Annotated in this window: 16 protein-coding genes; 5 read left to right on the top strand and 11 right to left on the bottom strand. The window is 64.8% G+C overall.

The genetic code is table 11. The features are described from left to right. Positions 1 to 9: 9 nt before the first annotated feature. Positions 10 to 900 (top strand): RNA polymerase sigma factor, encoded by an 891-nt coding sequence (locus L6639_RS27700; RefSeq protein WP_237864794.1) that lies wholly within the window; start codon positions 10 to 12, stop codon positions 898 to 900. Between the two features lie 83 nt (positions 901 to 983). Here L6639_RS27700 and L6639_RS27695 read toward each other — a convergent pair whose 3' ends face one another. The 6 genes from L6639_RS27695 to L6639_RS27670 form a co-directional block, all read right to left on the bottom strand. Continuing rightward, positions 984 to 2,225 (bottom strand): Zn-dependent hydrolase, encoded by a 1,242-nt coding sequence (locus tag L6639_RS27695; RefSeq protein ID WP_237864793.1) that lies wholly within the window; start codon positions 2,223 to 2,225, stop codon positions 984 to 986. Further along, positions 2,218 to 3,003, bottom strand: coding sequence for an ABC transporter ATP-binding protein (locus L6639_RS27690; protein ID WP_237864792.1), 786 nt, complete (start codon positions 3,001 to 3,003; stop codon positions 2,218 to 2,220). The genes L6639_RS27695 and L6639_RS27690 overlap by 8 nt, the downstream gene beginning before the upstream one ends. Beyond that, positions 3,000 to 3,773, bottom strand: coding sequence for an ABC transporter permease (locus L6639_RS27685; protein WP_237864791.1), 774 nt, complete (start codon positions 3,771 to 3,773; stop codon positions 3,000 to 3,002). Before L6639_RS27685 ends, L6639_RS27690 begins: the two co-directional genes overlap by 4 nt. 64 nt (positions 3,774 to 3,837) lie before the next feature. Continuing rightward, positions 3,838 to 4,782, bottom strand: coding sequence for an ABC transporter substrate-binding protein (locus tag L6639_RS27680; RefSeq protein WP_237864790.1), 945 nt, complete (start codon positions 4,780 to 4,782; stop codon positions 3,838 to 3,840). 104 nt (positions 4,783 to 4,886) lie between these two features. Continuing rightward, entirely contained in the window at positions 4,887 to 5,615 is a 729-nt protein-coding gene (gene hutC / locus L6639_RS27675; RefSeq protein ID WP_237864789.1) for a histidine utilization repressor, read from the bottom strand. Further along, entirely contained in the window at positions 5,612 to 6,970 is a 1,359-nt protein-coding gene (locus L6639_RS27670; protein WP_237864788.1) for a formimidoylglutamate deiminase, read from the bottom strand. The genes hutC and L6639_RS27670 overlap by 4 nt, the downstream gene beginning before the upstream one ends. A gap of 102 nt (positions 6,971 to 7,072) precedes the next feature. Between L6639_RS27670 and hutI the strand changes: the two genes are divergently transcribed. The 3 genes from hutI to hutU are packed head-to-tail and all read left to right on the top strand — an operon-like array spanning position 7,073 to position 11,540. Beyond that, entirely contained in the window at positions 7,073 to 8,287 is a 1,215-nt protein-coding gene (gene hutI, locus L6639_RS27665) for an imidazolonepropionase (RefSeq protein ID WP_237864787.1), read from the top strand. Further along, positions 8,284 to 9,843, top strand: coding sequence for a histidine ammonia-lyase (gene hutH / locus L6639_RS27660; RefSeq protein WP_237864786.1), 1,560 nt, complete (start codon positions 8,284 to 8,286; stop codon positions 9,841 to 9,843). The genes hutI and hutH overlap by 4 nt, the downstream gene beginning before the upstream one ends. 26 nt (positions 9,844 to 9,869) lie before the next feature. Next, positions 9,870 to 11,540, top strand: coding sequence for a urocanate hydratase (hutU, locus tag L6639_RS27655; protein WP_237864785.1), 1,671 nt, complete (start codon positions 9,870 to 9,872; stop codon positions 11,538 to 11,540). A gap of 7 nt (positions 11,541 to 11,547) precedes the next feature. Here the strand turns inward: hutU and L6639_RS27650 are convergent, their stop codons facing one another. From L6639_RS27650 to L6639_RS43110, 3 genes are all read right to left on the bottom strand, one after another. Continuing rightward, positions 11,548 to 13,554, bottom strand: a complete 2,007-nt coding sequence (locus L6639_RS27650; RefSeq protein ID WP_237864784.1) for a putative bifunctional diguanylate cyclase/phosphodiesterase — start codon at positions 13,552 to 13,554, stop codon at positions 11,548 to 11,550. A 300-nt stretch (positions 13,555 to 13,854) separates the two neighbouring features. Next, the gene (gene blaBJP, locus L6639_RS27645) at positions 13,855 to 14,745 is read right to left on the bottom strand and encodes a BJP family subclass B3 metallo-beta-lactamase (RefSeq protein WP_237864783.1); all 891 of its coding nucleotides are present in this window, start codon (positions 14,743 to 14,745) and stop codon (positions 13,855 to 13,857) included. A 66-nt stretch (positions 14,746 to 14,811) separates the two neighbouring features. Continuing rightward, the gene (locus L6639_RS43110; protein WP_271607164.1) at positions 14,812 to 14,940 is read right to left on the bottom strand and encodes a hypothetical protein; all 129 of its coding nucleotides are present in this window, start codon (positions 14,938 to 14,940) and stop codon (positions 14,812 to 14,814) included. Between the two features lie 68 nt (positions 14,941 to 15,008). Between L6639_RS43110 and L6639_RS27640 the strand changes: the two genes are divergently transcribed. Next, a complete protein-coding gene (locus L6639_RS27640) occupies positions 15,009 to 16,325 on the top strand; it encodes an alpha/beta hydrolase (protein WP_237864782.1) in 1,317 nt (438 codons plus the stop codon). A gap of 91 nt (positions 16,326 to 16,416) precedes the next feature. Here L6639_RS27640 and L6639_RS27635 read toward each other — a convergent pair whose 3' ends face one another. Beyond that, positions 16,417 to 17,514: a hypothetical protein gene (locus L6639_RS27635; protein ID WP_237864781.1), complete on the bottom strand. Its 1,098-nt coding sequence runs from the start codon at positions 17,512 to 17,514 to the stop codon at positions 16,417 to 16,419. A 164-nt stretch (positions 17,515 to 17,678) separates the two neighbouring features. Continuing rightward, positions 17,679 to 17,951 (bottom strand): hypothetical protein, encoded by a 273-nt coding sequence (locus L6639_RS27630; protein ID WP_237864780.1) that lies wholly within the window; start codon positions 17,949 to 17,951, stop codon positions 17,679 to 17,681. Positions 17,952 to 18,165: the final 214 nt, after the last annotated feature.

The following is an 18,165-nucleotide window of genomic DNA, read 5'->3' as shown; positions in this document are numbered from 1 at the left end:
GGAGGAGCAATGGCGCCAGACCCGCTGGCTACCGTCGACATCGAGGCCCTGCTGGCGCGGATTCGGCCGAAGCTGCATCGCTACTGTGCCCGCATGGTCGGCTCGGTCATCGATGGTGAGGATGTGCTGCAGGATGCGCTGATCAAGGCGATGGACGCGCTGCCGTCAGTCTCGCCTGTCGTCAATCCGCAAGGCTGGCTGTTCCGCATCGCGCACAACACCGCGCTGGATTTCCTGCGTCGCCGCAACCGGCAGGAGGCACTGCATTCGGCTGAGGAGGTGGACATGATCGCCGGCCAGCTCGATGAGGTGGAAAGCCGCCAGATTGCCGCGACCAGCCTGCGCACCTTCATGCGGTTGCCGGTGGCGCAGCGCTCCAGTGTGATCCTGATGGACGTGCTCGGCTGCTCGCTTGCCGAGGTCTGCGACATCATGGATTTCAGCATGCCTGCGGTGAAGGCCGCACTGCACCGCGGGCGCACGCAGCTGCGTGAGTTCGGTGAGGAGCCGGACGACGCGCCGCGGCCGGGCCTGTCGGACGCCGATCGGATGCGGCTCAACGCCTATGTCGGCCATTTCAATGCTCGCGACTTCGACGCGATCCGCGCCATGATCGCCGACGACGTCAGGCTCGAGCTCGTCAACCGCACCAGGCTGAAAGGCAAGGCCGAGGTGTCGACTTACTTCGGCAATTATTCGAAGATCAGCGACTGGCACCTGGTGGCCGGGCAGGTCGATGGGCGTCCCGCGATCCTGGTGTTCGATCCCAATGAGCTGAACGGGCGGCCGAAATATTTCGTGCTGCTGAATTGGTCTGCCGAGAGGCTCGCCACCATCAGGGATTTTCGTCACGCGGCGTATGTCATCGATGGTGCTGAGTGCGTGGTGGATAGCGGGTGAGCGGAGGAGCGTCCGCCGCTCTACCTTTTGTTCACAGAAGTCGGCCTGATCTGGGCCTCGCCGTTCGGCCTGCTGTGGCTCGACTAGGCTGTGCCGTCGGCGAGAATCCGCCGGCAGGCGTCGACGAAGACTTGCGCGCCGGTGACGATATCCGCGTCCGCCGTGTTCTCGGTCCAGTGATGGCTGATGCCGCCGATCGACGGGACGAACAGCATGCCCGCGGGCATGATGGTCGCGAGCATCTGCGCATCATGGCCGGCACCGCTCGGCATGCGCAGCGATCGTCCCCCGGCAAGGGCCTTGCTCGCGGCCTCGATCGCATCCTGGAAGCCGGCGTTCATCATCGCGGGGGCGCCGGTGCGGATCTTTTCCACGGCGACGGTGCAGGGGCCCTTCGTGCCAGCCTCATCCGCCATGGTCCGCAGCAATCCTTCCAGCCGCGCGATGACGGAAGGATCGTCGTCGCGGATCTGGAACAGCATCTCCGCGCTGCCGGGAATGATGCTCGGTGCGCCCGGATCGAGCGCGATACGGCCCGTGGTCCACACCGTGCGCGGGCCGCACGCGGCGGGGAAACGTTCGTCGATCTCCACGCAAAATTTTGCGAGCGCCAGCCCTGCATCCTTTCGCACGGCCATGCGCGTGGTGCCGGCGTGATTCTGCTCGCCGGTGAAGGTGATGCGGTATTGCCAGATGCCGACGATGGAGGTCACGACGCCGATCGCGAGTTTGCCGCTTTCGAGCGTGTCGCCCTGCTCGATATGCGCCTCGAGGTAGCCGATGTGCCGTCCTGGCTCAGCGGCGACGCGCGGACGTCCAGTAAGTCCCATGCCGCCGAGTGCATCTCGCATGGGGCGTCCATTGGTGCGGTCGCGCGCCGCGTCGATCTCGGCCTCGCTTACCTGACTGACATAAGAGCGCGAGCCGAGAAAGCTGCCGAAGTGACCTTCCTCGTCGACCCACGCGGCCACCTCGACCGCGCCTTTCACGGTGGGATCGGCATTGAGCACGCGCGCGGCCTCGAGCGCATAGACGACGCCGAGCGGCCCATCGAGCCAGCCGGCATAGTTCTGACTTTCCAGGTGCGAGCCTGCGAGCAGCTTTGGTCCCGTCTTCGCACTGGTGCCAATGATATTGCCGATGCCGTCGATCGCGCCGGTGAGTCCGGCGTCAGGCAGCTTCTGCAGCAACCAGTCCAGCGACTGCTTGTGCGGTTCCGAGAAGGTCGGCTTGTGCACGCCAGTCTTGTAGGTCCCGAGCGCGCGGAGAGCATTGAGATCGGCGAGAACGCGCGTCCCATTGGCGTGCGGCTTGGTGTCAGGCATGTTCAGCAACCTTCAGCGCCTCGGTGCGGATTTCTTCGACCAGCCGTTCCTTGAGCTGAACGAATTCGGGCGTGGTCTTGATCTTGTAGGAGCGCGGATGCGGCAGGTCCACGGCGATCTCGGCCTTGATACGGCCGGGACGGGCGCTCATGACGATGACGCGGCTGCCGAGGAAGATCGCTTCCTCGATGTCGTGGGTGACGAACAGCACAGTCTTCTGGTCGCGCTCCCAGATGCCGAGCAGCATCTCCTGCATCAGGGCGCGGGTCTGATTATCGAGCGCGCCGAAGGGCTCGTCGAGCAGCAGGATCTTTGGATCATTGGCGAGCGCACGCGCAATCGCCGTGCGCTGCTGCATGCCGCCGGAGAGCTGCTTCGGCCAGTGGTTCTCGAAGCCGGCAAGTCCGACCTGGCGGATGAAGGCGTCGGCGACCTTGTTGCGCTCCGCCTCCGGCACGCCGCGTTCGCGCAGGCCGAAGGCGATGTTCTCGCGCACGGTCAGCCAGGGAAACAGCGTGTAGGACTGGAACACCATGCCGCGATCGGCGCCGGGTCCGGTAACTTCGCGACCGTCGAGCGTGACGCGTCCGCTGGTCGGACGGTCGAGGCCGGCGACGATGCGCAGCAAGGTAGACTTGCCGCAGCCGGACGGGCCGAGGATGGTGACGAAGTCGTTGTTGCCGATGGTGAGGTCGGTCGGCTCCAGCGCGCGTGTCGGTGCATTGCCGTGGCGCGCCGGGAAGGTGCGCGAGACCTGCTCGATCCTGAGGACCGTCATGCGAGCCTCCACGGAAACAGCCAGGCGTTGAAGGCCTTGAACATGAAGTCCGAGAGCAGGCCGATCAGGCCGATCACGATGATGCCGAAGATGATCTGTCCGGTGTTGAGCAGCGCCTGGCTGTCGGTGATCATGTGCCCGATGCCGGAGGACGAGCCGATCAGCTCGGCGACGATGACGTAGGTCCAGGCCCAACCGAGCACCAGCCGCAGGATTTCCGCGATCTCGGGCGCGGAGGAAGGCAGCAGCACGCGGCGGATGATGCCGCGGTCACTGGCCCCAAGCGTGTAGGCGGCCTCCACCAGATCGCGCCGCGTCGCGCCGACAGTCACCGCAACCATCAGGATGACCTGGAACACCGAGCCGATGAAGATGACCAGCAGCTTCTGCAACTCGCCGATGCCAGCCCACAGGATCAGCAGCGGGATGAAGGCCGAAGCGGGCAGATAGCGCGCGAAGGAGACGAACGGCTCGAGGAACGCCTCGATCGGCTTGTAGGCGCCCATCAGCACGCCGAGCGGCACGGCGATGATGGCCGCGAGCGCAAAGCCGCCCACGACACGCCAGATCGTCATGCCGATGTCGAACACAAAACCTTGCTTGACCAGCAGGTCATAGCCTTCCTGCACCATGGTCAGCGGGTTGGCGAGAAAGGTCTTCGACACATGGCCACCGAAGGTCGCCCAGGACCAGAGGGCGACGAACAGTATGAAGAAGGCGAGGCCATAGGTCACGCGCTGCTTCGATGTCACGGAATCCAGGGGACGCATCGATCATTGATCCGAATGGTCGAGCTGGTCCCGCGTCTCCGCGGGACCGGCGATCGTGAGAGTCTTACTTGATGAAGCTCGCGTCGAAGAGGTCTTCGACCTTCGGCGCTGATTTGATGATGCCGATCTCGAGCAGCAGCTCGGTGGCGTCCTTGTTGAAAGCGAGGAAGTCGCCCGTGAAGAACTTCTGGTTCGCGGCCTTGTCCTGCCAGCGCAGATACTTGGCCGAATTGCCGAACTGCTCGCCGGTCTGCTTCACGTCGGCGCCCATGATCTCATAGGACTTGGCCTGGTCCTTGGCGATCATCTCGAGCGATTCGAAATAGCTGTCGGCCAGCGCCTGCGCCGCCTTCGGGTTCTCGCTGAGGAATTTGGGTGTGCAGCCGAACGTGTCCATCACGATCGGATAGTCCAGCGTGGTCGCGATGATCTTGCCCTTGTCGGGGGCGGCGCGCACGGTCGACAGATAGGGCTCATAGGTCATCGCGGCATCGTTCTGGCCGGAGACGAAGGCCTGCGCGGCGGCGGCCGGCTCGAGGTTCACGACGGTGACGTCCTTCACGGTGAGCCCGTTCTTCTTCAGCATCCAGGCGAGCGCGAAATAGGGCGAGGTGCCGGGCGCGGAGGCCGCCACCGTCTTGCCCTTCAGCTCCTTGATCGAGGCGACGTCGTTGCGCACGGCCATGCCGTCGGCGCCGTAGCTCTTGTCGAGCTGGAAGATCTGCTTGGTCGCGACGCCGTTGGCGTTCCAGGAGATCCAGGTCTCGACGGTGGTCGCCGCGCACTGCACGTCGCCGGAGGCGATGGCGAGGTGGCGGTCCTTCTGCGGAATCTTCTTGATGGTGACGTCGAGGCCGTTCTTCTTGAAAATGCCGGCTTCCTTCGCCAGCGTCAGCGGCGCAAATCCGGTCCATCCGGAGATGCCGATGCCGACCTTGACGTCGTCGGCAAGCGCGGGAGCCGTGGCCGCGAGCGCAATGATTGTCGCGAATACTGTCGAACTACGCATGATTGTCGTCCTCTTGCCCAGATGGTTTGACGTCCAGTTGATCTCTGTCGGCCCCTATGGACCGTTGGGGGAAGCGTTGCACGATTTGTGCCGACATCGTTCTCTCAACCTCCCTTGAATCGCGCGACAAGGCGGTGAGAGTCACCGGGATAAAGCAGGCGCACCGCGGTGATCGTGCGGGCGCTGCGCCAGGTGTAGCGGTCGATCACGAGGCATGGCGCGCCGACCGCGATGTCGAGGGCCTCGGCCGTGCGATCGTCCGCAACGATGGCGCTGATCGTATGCTCGGCCTCCGTCCATGGAACATGATGAAGCAGCCACGAACCGGGCGGCTCGCTCGAGAAATCCGCGTTCGCCGCAGATGGCACGGATGACAGATCGATCAGCCTGTCCTCGACGGCGAACGGCACGTTGTCGGCGCTGTGACGGCAGGAGATTGCGACTACCTTGCCTGCTTTCTTGACGCCGAGCCGCTCGCGGTCGGCGGCGGTTGCCGCACGCAGCTTGCGGCCGATCAGCTCGTAGCCGTAAGTGCGGCCCAGCGCGTTGATCTCGGCGCGGATATCGGCGATCTTGAGCACCGCCGATTGATGCTGCGGCCGACGCACGAACGAGCCGGCGCGGCGCCGCCGTTCGATCAGATCGGCCTGTGCGAGCTCGGACAGCGCCTTGTTCACCGTCATGCGCGAGCAGCCGTAACGCGCGACCAGCTCGTGCTCGAACGGAATGCGATGCCCCGGCGGCCATTCGCCGGTCAGGATGCGCTTTTCGATATCGGCGCGGATGCGCTTGTAGAGCGTCGGCTTGTCGGCCGCGTCCGTGGCGAGGCTCATGCGACGAGCCTCCGCACGGCTGCGTTGAACCGCTCGCGTGCGGAGCGGCGCAGCTTATGCTGCCCGCGCTCGACCACCTTGTGGCCGCCGGCCCAGACACAATCGATCGCGCCGTTGCCCGCTGCAAAGATCCAGCCGTCGATCACGGCGTCGCGCGCGCGTCCCGCCAGCGACGGATGCGCGGCATCGAGCGTGACGATATCGGCACGCGCGCCAGGAATGAGGCCGCCTGTCGGCTGCGCCAGCGCCTGGGCGCCGCCGGCAAGGGCGTCGTCGAACAGCGTGCGACCGGTGGAACGGCCGGCGCCGCCCGAGAGCACGTTGCGTGCGCGATGCTTGAGCCGTTGGCCGTATTCAAGCTGGCGCAGCTCGTCAGCAACGCCGACGAGCACATTGGAATCAGTGCCGACGCCGAACATGCCGCCTGCATCGAGGAACTCGCGCGCCGGGAAAATCCCGTCGCCGAGGCTCGCTTCGGTGACAGGGCAGAGGCCCGCCACCGCGCCGGTGTTCGCGAACGCACTGACTTCCTCATCGGTCATGTGCGTCGCGTGGATGAGACACCAGCGCCGATCGACCGGCGCGTGCTCCAGCAGCCATTGCACCGGACGCTGCCCCGACCAGGCCAGACAGTCCTCGACTTCCTTGACCTGCTCGGCGGCATGAATGTGCACCGGCCCGCCTTCGGCAAGCGAAATGATCGCCGCGAGCTCATCGGGCGCCACCGCGCGGAGACTGTGCGGGGCGATACCGATGTTGGCGCCCGGCAAGGTAGCGATCGCCTTGCGCGAGGCAGTCATCAGCGTGGCGAACTGATCGACCGAGTTGATGAAGCGGCGCTGGCCGTCATGCGGTGCCGCGCCGCCGAAAGAGCCGTGCGCATAGAAGCTCGGCAGCAGCGTCAGGCCGATACCTGAGGCATCGGCAGCCTGCGCGATACGCCCTGCCATCTCGGCGGGATCGGCGTAATGCGAGCCGTCGCGGTCGTGATGCAGATAATGGAATTCGCCGACGCGGGTAAAACCCTGCTCCAGCATCTCGACATAAAGCAGCGTCGCAACGGCGGCGACATCGTCAGGCGTCATCGCCAGCGCGAAGCGATACATCGTCTCGCGCCAGGTCCAGAACGTGTCGGTGCTGTCGCCGCGCAGCTCCGCAAGTCCCGCCATGCCGCGTTGAAACGCGTGGCTGTGCAGGCTCGCAAGCCCCGGAAGCGCGATGGCGTGGCGCTCGTCGTCGGCAGCAGGCGCCACATCGGGCGTCACCGCCGCGATCGCACCGGCGGTGATCACCACCTGCACGTCATTGGCCCAGCCCGAGGGCAGGAGCGCGGAGGCGAAATGCAGTCGGGTCATGATTGATTACACGCCGGCTGGACAGAACCGCCGTACGATTATATGTCTAGACATATAAGTCAAGCATCCCAGGGCGCAGGGACTTCGCGAAGGGACAGTGGCATGGCAGAGCGCTTCGACCGGATCTGGCATAACGCCCGGCTCGCCACCATGCGGGCCGATCGTCCCGATCTCGGCGAGATCGAACGCGGTGTGATTGCCGCGCGCGGCGGCCACATCATCTATGCCGGCGCCGCGGCCGATTTTCCTGGCGATGCCGACGCCATTCAGTGGATCGATTGCGAGGGACGCTGGATCACGCCAGGCCTCGTCGATTGCCACACTCATCTTGTCTATGGCGGCAACCGCGCGCGCGAGTTCGAGCTGCGCCTGAAGGGCGCAAGCTACGAGGAGATCGCGCGTGCCGGCGGCGGCATTGTCTCGACGGTCGCCGCGACGCGCAAGGCGAGTCAGGCCGAGTTGATCGCGAGCGCACTGCCGCGGCTGGATGCGTTGATCGGCGAGGGCGCAACCACGGTCGAGATCAAGTCCGGCTATGGTCTCGATACCGAGACCGAGATGCGGCAGCTTTCTGCCGCCCGCAGCCTTGGCCGTCAGCGAAAGGTTGCGATCCGCACCTCTTTCCTCGGCGCGCACGCACTGCCGGTGGAAGCCGGTGGGGACAAGGATCGCTACATCGATCTCGTATGTAAGGAGATGCTGCCGGCCGTCGCAAAGGCAGGCCTTGCCGATGCGGTCGACGCCTTCATGGAGGGCATCGCATTCTCGGCCGAGCAGACGGCACGGGTGTTCACGGCGGCGAGGGCACTCGGGCTGCCGGTCAAGCTGCATGCCGACCAGCTGTCGAACCTTGGCGGCGCCGCGCTCGCCGCACAATTCTCCGCGCTTTCGGCCGACCATCTCGAACATACCGACGAAGCCGGCGCCGCCGCGATGGCAAAGGCCGGCACAGTGGCCGTCCTTCTGCCCGGCGCCTTCTACTTCATCCGTGAAACGCAAAAGCCGCCGGTCGAGGCGTTCCGCAACCACGCCGTTGCCATGGCGCTCGCGACCGACTGCAATCCCGGCAGCTCGCCGCTGACCTCGCTGCTGCTAACGATGAATATGGGCGCGACGCTGTTCCGGATGACTGTCGTCGAATGCCTCGCGGGGATTACCCGCGAAGGCGCGCGGGCGCTCGGCGTGCTCGATGAGACCGGCACGCTCGAGGCCGGAAAATGGTGCGACCTCGCGATCTGGGACATCGAGCGCCCCGCCGAGCTGGTCTACCGCATTGGCTTCAATCCGCTGCATCGACGGGTGTGGAGGGGCCAGTGACTGGGCAGGGCACAGCGATCGTCGTCAAGCCCGGAAGGGTGAGCCTTGACGATCTCGCATGCGTGCTGGCGGGTGCTGCTGTCGAACTCGATCCATCGTTCTGGCCGCGCGTCGAGGCGGCTGCGGAGATCGTTGCGAAGGCGGCGTTCGGCGCCGCGCCGGTCTACGGCATCAACACCGGCTTCGGCAAGCTGGCCTCGAAACGCATTCCGCCCGATCAGACCGCGCTGCTTCAGCGCAACCTCATCGTCTCCCACTGCTGCGGCGTCGGGCCGGCCACGCCCGAGCCGATCGTGCGGTTGATGATGGCGCTGAAAATCATCTCGCTTGGGCGGGGTGCCTCGGGCGTCCGCGGCGCGGTGATCGAGCAATTGCAGGCCATGCTGGCGCGACACGTTTATCCGCTAGTGCCGCAGCAGGGCTCGGTCGGCGCGTCCGGCGATCTCGCGCCGCTCGCGCATATGACCGCGGTGATGATCGGCGAAGGGCAGGCGATCCTCGACGGGAAAACCGTGTCCGGTGCCGAGGCGCTGGCGGCTGCTGGCCTTGTTCCGCTGACGCTGGGTCCAAAGGAGGGGCTCGCGCTGATCAACGGCACGCAGTTCTCGACCGCCTATGCTATCTCCGGCGTGCTGCGTGCATTTCGTCTCGCCCGTGCGGCACTGGTCACCGGTGCGCTGTCGGTCGATGCCGCCATGGCCTCGACCGCGCCGTTCCGCCCCGAGATTCAGGCCCTGCGCGGTCTTCCCGGGCAAGTCGCCGCGGCCGCGGCGTTGACCGCGCTACTTGATGGCAGCGATATCCGCCTGTCGCATCTCGAGGGCGACGAGCGCGTACAGGATCCCTATTGCCTGCGCTGCCAGCCGCAGGTCGCGGGCGCTGTGCTTGATTTGATCACGCAGGCCGCGCGCACGCTGACCGTCGAGGCCAATGCCGTCACCGACAATCCGCTGGTGCTGGTCGAAACGGGCGAGATCGTCTCCGGCGGAAACTTCCATGCCGAGCCGGTCGCCTTCGCCGCCGATACGATCGCACTCGCCTTGTCGGAGATCGGCGCGATCAGTGAACGGCGCATTGCGACGCTGGTCGATCCCGCGCTCAATTTCGGCCTGCCGCCGTTCCTGACGCCAGATCCCGGCATCAATTCCGGCTTCATGATCGCCGAGGTGACGGCGGCTGCGCTCTACGCCGAGAATAAGCAGCGCGCCGCAGCCTGCTCGATCGATTCGACGCCGACCAGCGCCAATCAGGAAGACCATGTCTCCATGGCCGCGCATGCCGCACGACGCCTGTCTGACATGGCCGAGAATCTCGCGTCCATTCTGGGCATTGAGCTTCTGGTTGCCGCCCAAGGCATCACGCTACGTGCGCCGCACGCCACCAGCGCGCCGCTTGTCGCGGTGATCGCTAAGCTGCGCGAGCAGGTGCCGGCGCTAGGCGCTGATCGCTACATGGCCGGCGATCTCGCCAAGGCCGCCGCGTTGGTCGAGGCCGACGCGCTGCCGGCCGTCGCGCTCACTGCGCTATCATCCGATCCGTTTCCAAAACTTGACTGAACAAGGCTCGACTAAGGGGTTTTCGCATGAACCGCCGACTGGATAATGATCGTACCATCCGCGCGCCACGTGGTAGCGAGATCAGCGCCAAGAGCTGGCTGACGGAAGCGCCGCTGCGCATGCTCATGAACAATCTCGATCCTGATGTCGCCGAGCGGCCGAGCGAGCTCGTGGTCTATGGCGGCATCGGCCGCGCCGCGCGCGACTGGGAGAGTTTTGATCGGATCACGACGGCGTTGCGCAAGCTGGAAGCCGACCAGACGCTGCTGGTGCAATCCGGCAAGCCGGTCGGCATCTTCCGCACCCATGCCGATGCGCCGCGCGTGCTGATCGCGAACTCCAATATCGTGCCGCATTGGGCGACGCTCGATCACTTCAACGAGCTCGATCGCCAGGGTCTGATGATGTACGGCCAGATGACAGCGGGCTCGTGGATCTATATCGGCAGCCAAGGCATCGTGCAGGGCACTTACGAGACCTTCGTCGAGGTCGGCCGTCGCCATTATGGCGGCAGCCTTGCCGGAAAATGGATTCTCACGGCGGGTCTCGGCGGCATGGGCGGCGCGCAGCCGCTGGCCGCGACCATGGCGGGCGCCTCGATGCTGGCGGTCGAATGCCAGCCCAGCCGCATCGAGATGCGCCTGCGCACCGGCTATCTCGATCGCCAGGCGGCAACGCTCAACGAGGCGCTGGCGATCATGGCGGAGGCCGCGAAGACGAAGAAGGCAGTCTCGGTCGGCCTGCTCGGCAATGCCGCAGAGATTTTCCCTGAGCTGGTCCGCCGCGGCGTCAAGCCCGACATCGTCACCGACCAGACGAGCGCGCACGATCCGATCAACGGCTATTTGCCAAAGGGCTGGACGTTGGCCGATTGGGAGGCCAAGCGTGCCTCCGATCCAAAGGCTGTGGAGCGCGCCTCGAAGACCTCGATGGTCGAGCATGTCCAGGCCATGCTGGATTTCCACGCGCAGGGCATTCCGACGCTCGACTATGGCAACAACATCCGCCAGATGGCGCAGGACATGGGCCTGAAGAACGCGTTCGATTTCCCGGGCTTCGTTCCCGCCTATATCCGCCCGCTGTTCTGCCGCGGCGTCGGACCGTTCCGCTGGGCTGCGCTGTCAGGTGATCCGGAGGACATCTTCAAGACAGATGCCAAGGTGAAAGAGCTGATGCCCAGCGACAAGCATCTGCACAATTGGCTCGACATGGCCAAGGCGCGCATCAAGTTTCAGGGCCTGCCGGCGCGGATCTGCTGGGTCGGGCTTGGCGATCGCCATCGCCTGGGCCTTGCTTTCAACGAGATGGTGGCGCGCGGCGAGTTGAAGGCGCCTGTCGTGATCGGCCGCGATCATCTCGACAGCGGTTCGGTGGCAAGCCCGAACCGCGAGACCGAGGCGATGAAGGACGGCTCGGATGCCGTGTCCGACTGGCCGCTGCTTAACGCGCTGCTCAATTGCGCCAGCGGTGCGACCTGGGTCTCGCTGCATCATGGCGGCGGCGTCGGCATTGGCTATTCGCAGCACGCCGGCATGGTGATCGTGGCCGACGGTACGCCGGAAGCGGCCAAGCGCATCGAGCGCGTGCTCTGGAACGATCCGGCCAGCGGCGTCATGCGCCATGCGGATGCGGGCTACGACATCGCGATCGAGTGCGCCCGCGACAAGGGGCTCGATCTGCCGAGCCTTGTGAAGTAGCTAGGCCTTAGGCCACGACTTTGGCTTCAGCGCCGGCAAGGCGCTGACGTTCCGTCGTCAGATACTCGTCGATCGCCGAGCCGCGCATGGGCTTTGCGAAATAATAGCCCTGGATGAAGTCGCAGCCGAGCCGGCGCAGCGTATCGAGCTGGGCCCGCGTCTCCACGCCCTCGACCACGCAGGCAATCTCCATGTCGTCGCAAAGGCCGGTGAGCGACTTGATGATCTTGTGGCTCACGGGATTATCGTTGATGTCGGCGACGAAGCTGCGGTCGATCTTGAGCTTGTCCAGCGGCAGGCGATGCACGTGGCTCAGCGACGAATAGCCGGTGCCGAAATCGTCCAGCGAAATGCCGCAGCCCATGGCCTTCAGCGCCGCGATCGACTGCTGCGCGCGCGCGAAGTCGAAGGTGACGGCGGTCTCGGTGATCTCGAAGTCGAGTCGGCGCGGCGGCACGCCGCTCTTCTCGATGATGCCGATCAGCGGCAGGATTCCGTCGGACGAGCAGATGTCGTGGGCCGAGAGGTTGAACGACAGGCGGGTGTGATCCGGCCAGGTCCTGGCAGCCGCGAGCGCGCGTACCAGCAACGCTTGCGTCAGCGGGCGGATCAGGCCGATGCGCTCGGCAGCGGGAATGAAGTCGGCCGGCGAAACCCAGCCGAGGCGGGGGCTTTGCCAGCGCGCCAGCGCCTCGAAGCCCGCGGTATGCTCGCTCATGGCATCGACGATCGGCTGGAACATCAGGTCCATCTCCGTGCTGAAATCGGCAGTGCGCAGCAGGGTCTCGATCACGCCGCGGCTGCGGATTTCGGCTTCTAGCTCGCTCGAGAAAATTACGGTGCGGCCGCGCTTTTGGCGCTTGGCGTGGTACAACGAATAGTCGGCGCACTCGTATAGCGCTTCCGATGTCGTTGCCGAGTCTGGATAAAGGGCAAAGCCGATCGAGCACGACAGGCCGGTATGGGCGGTGTCGAGCTGGTAGGGCAGCTTGACCTGCTCGCAGATGCGTTCGCCGAGCCGCTCAAGGTCGGCATCCTCGGGATCACCGCAGACGACGAGACCGAACTCGTCGCCGCCGAGGCGGGCGAACTCTACACGCTGCGGACCGAAGCCTTCGCAGACCTCGCGAATGCGACGGCCGGCCTCGATCAGGACGCGGTCGCCGACCGAATGGCCGTAATTGTCGTTGATCGGCTTGAAGCCGTCGAGGTCGATGATGCCGACTGCGACGCGCACATGCCTGCGCTCGGCGTCGTTGAAGGCGCTCGACAGCTCGGCAAAGAAGCGGCGGCGGTTCGGCAGCTCGGTGAGGGAATCCAGATTGGCGAGACGGAAGTTCTCGTCCGACAGCGCCTGCGTCGCCGCCTGCTGCACCAGCAGCGATTTGCGGCTGGCGACGAGATCGGCGAAGTCGCGGTAATAGATGAACAGCACCGTTACCATCGCGCCGGAGACCAGGAGGTTGTTGACCGCGATCGCCTTCAGCGTCGGTTCGCCCGTGGCCCAGAAGAACAGCACATAGGGCACGTCGACGATCAGCGTCACGATCAGCGCCGCCGAACGCAGATGCATCAGCGAAAAGATGCAGCCGATCACGGTCACGGCCATGTAGAACGCGACCTGGCTCTTGGCGAAGGGATCGCCATAGGGGTAGAGCGCGAACGACCAGGCGGTGAAGCCGGCGGCGATCGGCAGCGTCATCCAGTTGGTCGCGCGCAGATTGCGCAGGATGTCGGCATCGCTGCGCACGAGATGGCGCTGGCGCAACCACCAGAAGGTCCGAAGCGCGGCGAGCGCCGTGAGCACGCTCGGCACGATCATCGCCAACCAGTCCGGCGCGACGTTGACGTAGGTATACGCCACCGCGATCGTGTTGCTGATCAGGATGAAGTAGAGCAGCGGGATCTGCTTGGAGAAAGCGTCGAACTGGGCGCGCGTCAGGTCCGCGTCGTCAGACACGCGAAACAGCTCTATCGCTGCGACGAGGTAGGCTTTCAAATTGACGGCAGGCATTGCAATACGCGCCCCAAATCCCTTCAAAAACGAAGACGATCTTGCACGGCGGGAGTAAAGACCGCGTTAGATGCAGTTGACGCGGATGCGCTAGCGCAGGTTGCGCGCTACCGCATGATTTTCCACCCGCGTGCATTGGTGAGGCGATGTTAAGGATGGGAGGCGGAAGGAAGCCGCTTCTGGCGCGGCAGATCGTCCGAAATCGATCGCGGCTACGTTCCGCTAACCATAGCTTCCTCCGCCGCATGGCGCGGCCTGATGTCGCGGCGGTCATCGCTGATGACCGCCGCGCGCTGTCGTTTATTTCGCGGCCTGGAGCGCGGCCGTCTGCTTGGCGAGCGCCTTGTCGAAATCTTCCGACAGACCCGTGGCGTAGGTCGTAAGCTCGCCCGGCTTGACGAACGGGTTGGGCGTCTCGCTCTTGATCTGCTGGGCGCGCTTGTCCTGCATGCCATAGACCTCCGGATGCGGCCCGAGCAGGACGTCGACCTTCATGGCCTTGGCCTTGGCGAAGGTCGCACGATAGTCGTCGACGATGCCGGGATAGGTCGGCTGGCCGACCAGCCGGTTCAGCGCCACGGTTCCGCTGCAGAAGAACAGCACCTGGCGGTCCTGGCCGCCGTCCTTCACCGTCATCTCCCAGCTGGTGCAGCCGGGCGAGTGACCGGGCGTCGCGTGCGCCATCAGCGTGGTGTCGCCGAGCGTGACCTTGTCGCCTTCCCTCACCGCACGATCGACCTTGACAGGCGGAAAGGTGAGGTCCGCGTTCTTCTCGTCGCCCGGATAATAGCCGCCTTCGAGCAGCGGCTTGTCGCGCTCGCCCGCGACCAGTTGCGCGCCGCTCTCCTGCTTGATCTCGGCAAAGCCGCCGGTGTGGTCGAGATGGGCGTGCGAGTTGAGGATGTATTTGATGTCGGCGACCTTGAAGCCGAGCTTGGCGATGTTGTCCTTGATCGTGCCGGTCGACTGCGGCATCGCGGTGTCGATCAGGATCAAGCCTTGCGACGTCCTGATGACGTAGACGGCGATGCCCTCGGTGCCGACATAGTAAATGTTATCGATCAGGCGGAACGGCTCGAATGGCGCGGTCCATTTCACCATGACCTGCGCCAGAAAATCCTTGATGGTCTGCGCCTGTGCGCCAGGTGCGAGGAGCGCCAGCGCACACAGCGCGGCCGCGAGCTTTCTCATGGATTGTCCTCCCGATGTGTTTTTGTCGTCGCGACCGCTTCTTTGCGCGGATCACCCAGCCGCACGCTAGATGTTGCGCGCTCCGGCAGCAACGGCCTGGGGTTGGAAAAATTCCGCGCCATGCGCTGAATAATGATCGCTGTCCGATTTGAGCATGGCGATTGCCGCTGCACTGCGTTCGTCGCGTTTGACCATGCGCGAGGCGCCCGCCATACTTTTGCTTCAAGACGGGCCAGCAAGACCCGTCAGCACCGGGAGCTCACATGACCAGATCATTCTCCGTCCTCGCGGGGACGCTGATTTCCGTCGTCTCCTTCGCTTCGATCGGCTTCGCCCAGCCGACCTGCGTGACCCAGAACATGGCCGTGCCGCCAAGCGCCAACACCACGGATAAAGCAGCGCCGTTCTTCATCGACACCACTGGCCTCGATTTCAAGACGGCGCCGCCGACGCGCGATCCCTCCAATCCCGCATATCCACGCGCGACCGAGTTGCCTGATGGGACGCTGCCGCCGCCCGGCGCCGAGGGCAATTTCATCGTCGGTCCGACCCACAATCCCGCGCCCGAGACCATCGCGAAGGAGGGCGTGCCGCGCGGCACGACAAAATCGTTCACGCTCTCCTCGAACGACAGCACCATCTACAATCCGGGCCTGATCCGCGACGATGTCGCCGGCTGCACCAATTCCTCGATCATGACGACCGCGACCGCGCCTGATGACAAGTCGAACATGATCGTCACCACCAGCCATCCCGGCATCTGGTCGCGCACCATCGACGTCTACGTGCCGGCGCAATATGTGCGCGGCACCGAGGCGCCGTTCATCGTGGTCGGCGATGGCGGCTCCAACGCATACAAGGATATCGCCACCACGCTCGACAATCTGATCGCGCAGCGCCGGGTACCGCCGATGATCGCGATCCAGGTCGGCAATGGCGGGCAGGATGCGCAGGGCAGCCAGCGTGGCCGCGAATATGATGCGGTGTCGGGGGTCTATACGGATTTCATCGAACGCGAGGTGCTGCCGCTGGTCGAAAAGAATGCGGACGTCAAGCTGACCAAAAATCCTGAGGGCCGCGCCACCATGGGCCTGAGTTCCAGCGGGGCTGCGGCCTTCACCATGGCCTGGTTCTATCCCGATCTCTATCACCGTGTGCTGGCGTTCTCGCCGACCATGGTCAATCAGCAATGGCCGCACGATCCGTCGCTGCGCGGCGGCGCCTGGGAATATCACAGCGCATGGACGGGGCCGGCCACGCCCAATCTCATCTCAAAGGCGGGTGTGTTGACGCCGGCCGATCCACCTGGCGTGCCGCTGATCGTCGCCGCGCCGACCAAGCCGATCCGCTTCTGGTACTTTGGCGGCGACCAGGATCTGTACTATCCCAACCCCACCATTCCAGATGGCATGCACGACTGGACCTTATCGAACGAGTTGATGGCAAAGGTGCTCGCCGAGAAGGGCTATCACTATCAGTTCCTGTTCGTGCGCAACGCCAAGCACGTCGATCGCCCGACCATCGCGCAAACGCTGCCGGCTGCGCTGGAATGGCTCTGGAAGGGCTATCCAATTCCGTGAGTGCGAGAGATGTTCGGCGCCCGATCGTCATCGCGGCGGTCGAGCGCATGGCGCCGCGCAGGCTCGTTGCGTCATCGCGTGAGGACAAGGATCAGGCGAGGGCGGCCTGGCGTTCCCGCACCGGCTCGCGGCTGCGATCGGCGCTGCGCGGTTCGGCGAGCCGGGTGAAGCTGCGCTGGCCGGCGTGCACGGGCGCCTCGACGATGACGCCTTCGCAGGCGACTTGCCCGCCGAGCATCCTGAATTCCAGCTTGTCGTAGCGCGGCATGGTCTCGCCGGGCTCGGGCGGCAGCAGCCCGATGCGGCCCTGGATGTTCAGAGTGGCTTCGCCGGTGCCATGCAGCCGCGGATTCCACATCCTGATCCCGGTCTCGGCCCAGCGCTGCCGGATCAGCGCGGCGCGATCGGCAGGCTCGACGACCTTTGGGCGGATCTTCTTCGGCGCGGGCGCTGGCGGAGGCTCAATCTCTGCTGCGACGACAGGTGCGTCGGTGATCGTATCCTCAGCGACGTCGGCAGCGACCGGCGCTGGATCGCTTGCGACGACCGGCTCGATCTCCATCACGACATCAGGCGCGGGCTCGTTGTCGATCTTGACCTCGGCGACCGCAGGCGCCGCGATGTCGTTGTCGTGCACAACAGCGGGCGTCTCGTCGACAGTTTCGATCTCCTCGGAAACGATAGAGGCGGGTTCGTCTTCAATGGCGGACTCGGAGACCGCGACGGTCTCGACCTCGACCGGCGAAACAAAGGCCTGCTCTGCAACATCAGGTGCAACCTCCGCGTCATCATCCGATGATGCACCGCTGCTGATGACAGGCTCTTGAGGTTCGATCGCTTCGACTTCGGCAGAAGAGACCGGAACCTCTTCCACGAGGTCGGGCTCAACATTCGCCAAGAGTTCCACCGGTGGATTGCTGCTGATGAGTTCGGGCGCAGCAATCGGCTCGCTCGCGACCTCAACCGAAGGGACTGAACTCGCTTCGACGGCGGCGGGCTCAGCTTCAGCCGACGTTTCCGGGAATGAATCCTCGCTGGCGCTCGTATCGACGGTCGGAGCGGCTTCTGTGATCGCTGCGACGACGGGCTGCTCATCCGCGGCGCTCGGCGTCACGTCGATGCTGCCGCTGTGCGGCAGGGGCCGAAGCCGATTGAACGCCCATTTCACCGCAGGAATGCGGTTCAGCAACGATATCAGTCTCGAAAGCACTGGGAGTTGTCCAAGAGGTACTCTGGGCCGTGGGCAATCGCTGATTCGCCAGCAATGTGAAAAACTGCCCCGGCTGTTACGCCCCTGTCAATTGAGGCGGGACCAATTGCAGAACATCTGCACAGACCTGCGCGCCACTGCGTTCATTCGAAATGCATCGACGCAAGCGGATCCTCGTCGTGATCGGGCAGATGCGACGACGCAAACGGCACGACGGAGTGCTCTGCTTTGTGGCTGCGCGCATGCGCCAGCGCGTGCTTGCGGAGGAGCGCCATGGTCAGTGCTTCGCAGTCCCCGGCTTCGCCGCCCCAGGCGCAGTCGATGCTTGAGGACTGTCCCGGCCAGGCCCGCGCCGGGCCCGCAATCGCCAGCGACAACACGATCCGCAAGGTGGCGATGATGTTCGTTTTTGTCATGGGAGGCTCCAAACCGTTCTATCCCTAGGGATCGATCGGAACGTGCGATATTCCGCGCCGCCACGTGATCGCGGGACAGATCACGCGAGGTTCAATAGCCGTGAGGCCGGCGTGAAGCGCCCACCAACACGGCTGCCAAGCACTCCGCCTTCATGATAGCGCTGGCGCCTATGGGGCGAACGCGCCCAACGTCGGGCTTTCCCACGTCATTGTC

The sequence above is a fragment of the Bradyrhizobium zhengyangense genome, from assembly GCF_022012555.1.
Classification (GTDB): domain Bacteria; phylum Pseudomonadota; class Alphaproteobacteria; order Rhizobiales; family Xanthobacteraceae; genus Bradyrhizobium; species Bradyrhizobium zhengyangense.
Note: the sequence above shows the minus strand (reverse complement) of the source record. Positions and strands in the feature narration are given on the sequence as shown.

Bases quoted from the DNA above. Each gene is read 5' to 3' on its own strand.
- hutI (WP_237864787.1), top strand. From the start codon at position 7,073: ATGGCAGAGCGCTTCGACCGGATCTGGCATAACGCCCGGCTCGCCACC.
- L6639_RS27640 (WP_237864782.1), top strand. From the start codon at position 15,009: ATGACCAGATCATTCTCCGTCCTCGCGGGGACGCTGATTTCCGTCGTC.
- L6639_RS27680 (WP_237864790.1), bottom strand. From the start codon at position 4,782: ATGCGTAGTTCGACAGTATTCGCGACAATCATTGCGCTCGCGGCCACG.
- L6639_RS27650 (WP_237864784.1), bottom strand. From the start codon at position 13,554: ATGCCTGCCGTCAATTTGAAAGCCTACCTCGTCGCAGCGATAGAGCTG.
- L6639_RS27670 (WP_237864788.1), bottom strand. From the start codon at position 6,970: ATGACCCGACTGCATTTCGCCTCCGCGCTCCTGCCCTCGGGCTGGGCC.
- L6639_RS27695 (WP_237864793.1), bottom strand. From the start codon at position 2,225: ATGCCTGACACCAAGCCGCACGCCAATGGGACGCGCGTTCTCGCCGAT.
- L6639_RS43110 (WP_271607164.1), bottom strand. From the start codon at position 14,940: ATGGTCAAACGCGACGAACGCAGTGCAGCGGCAATCGCCATGCTCAAA.
- L6639_RS27630 (WP_237864780.1), bottom strand. From the start codon at position 17,951: ATGACAAAAACGAACATCATCGCCACCTTGCGGATCGTGTTGTCGCTG.
- L6639_RS27690 (WP_237864792.1), bottom strand. From the start codon at position 3,003: ATGACGGTCCTCAGGATCGAGCAGGTCTCGCGCACCTTCCCGGCGCGC.
- hutC (WP_237864789.1), bottom strand. From the start codon at position 5,615: ATGAGCCTCGCCACGGACGCGGCCGACAAGCCGACGCTCTACAAGCGC.
- L6639_RS27700 (WP_237864794.1), top strand. From the start codon at position 10: ATGGCGCCAGACCCGCTGGCTACCGTCGACATCGAGGCCCTGCTGGCG.
- blaBJP (WP_237864783.1), bottom strand. From the start codon at position 14,745: ATGAGAAAGCTCGCGGCCGCGCTGTGTGCGCTGGCGCTCCTCGCACCT.
- hutU (WP_237864785.1), top strand. From the start codon at position 9,870: ATGAACCGCCGACTGGATAATGATCGTACCATCCGCGCGCCACGTGGT.
- L6639_RS27685 (WP_237864791.1), bottom strand. From the start codon at position 3,773: ATGCGTCCCCTGGATTCCGTGACATCGAAGCAGCGCGTGACCTATGGC.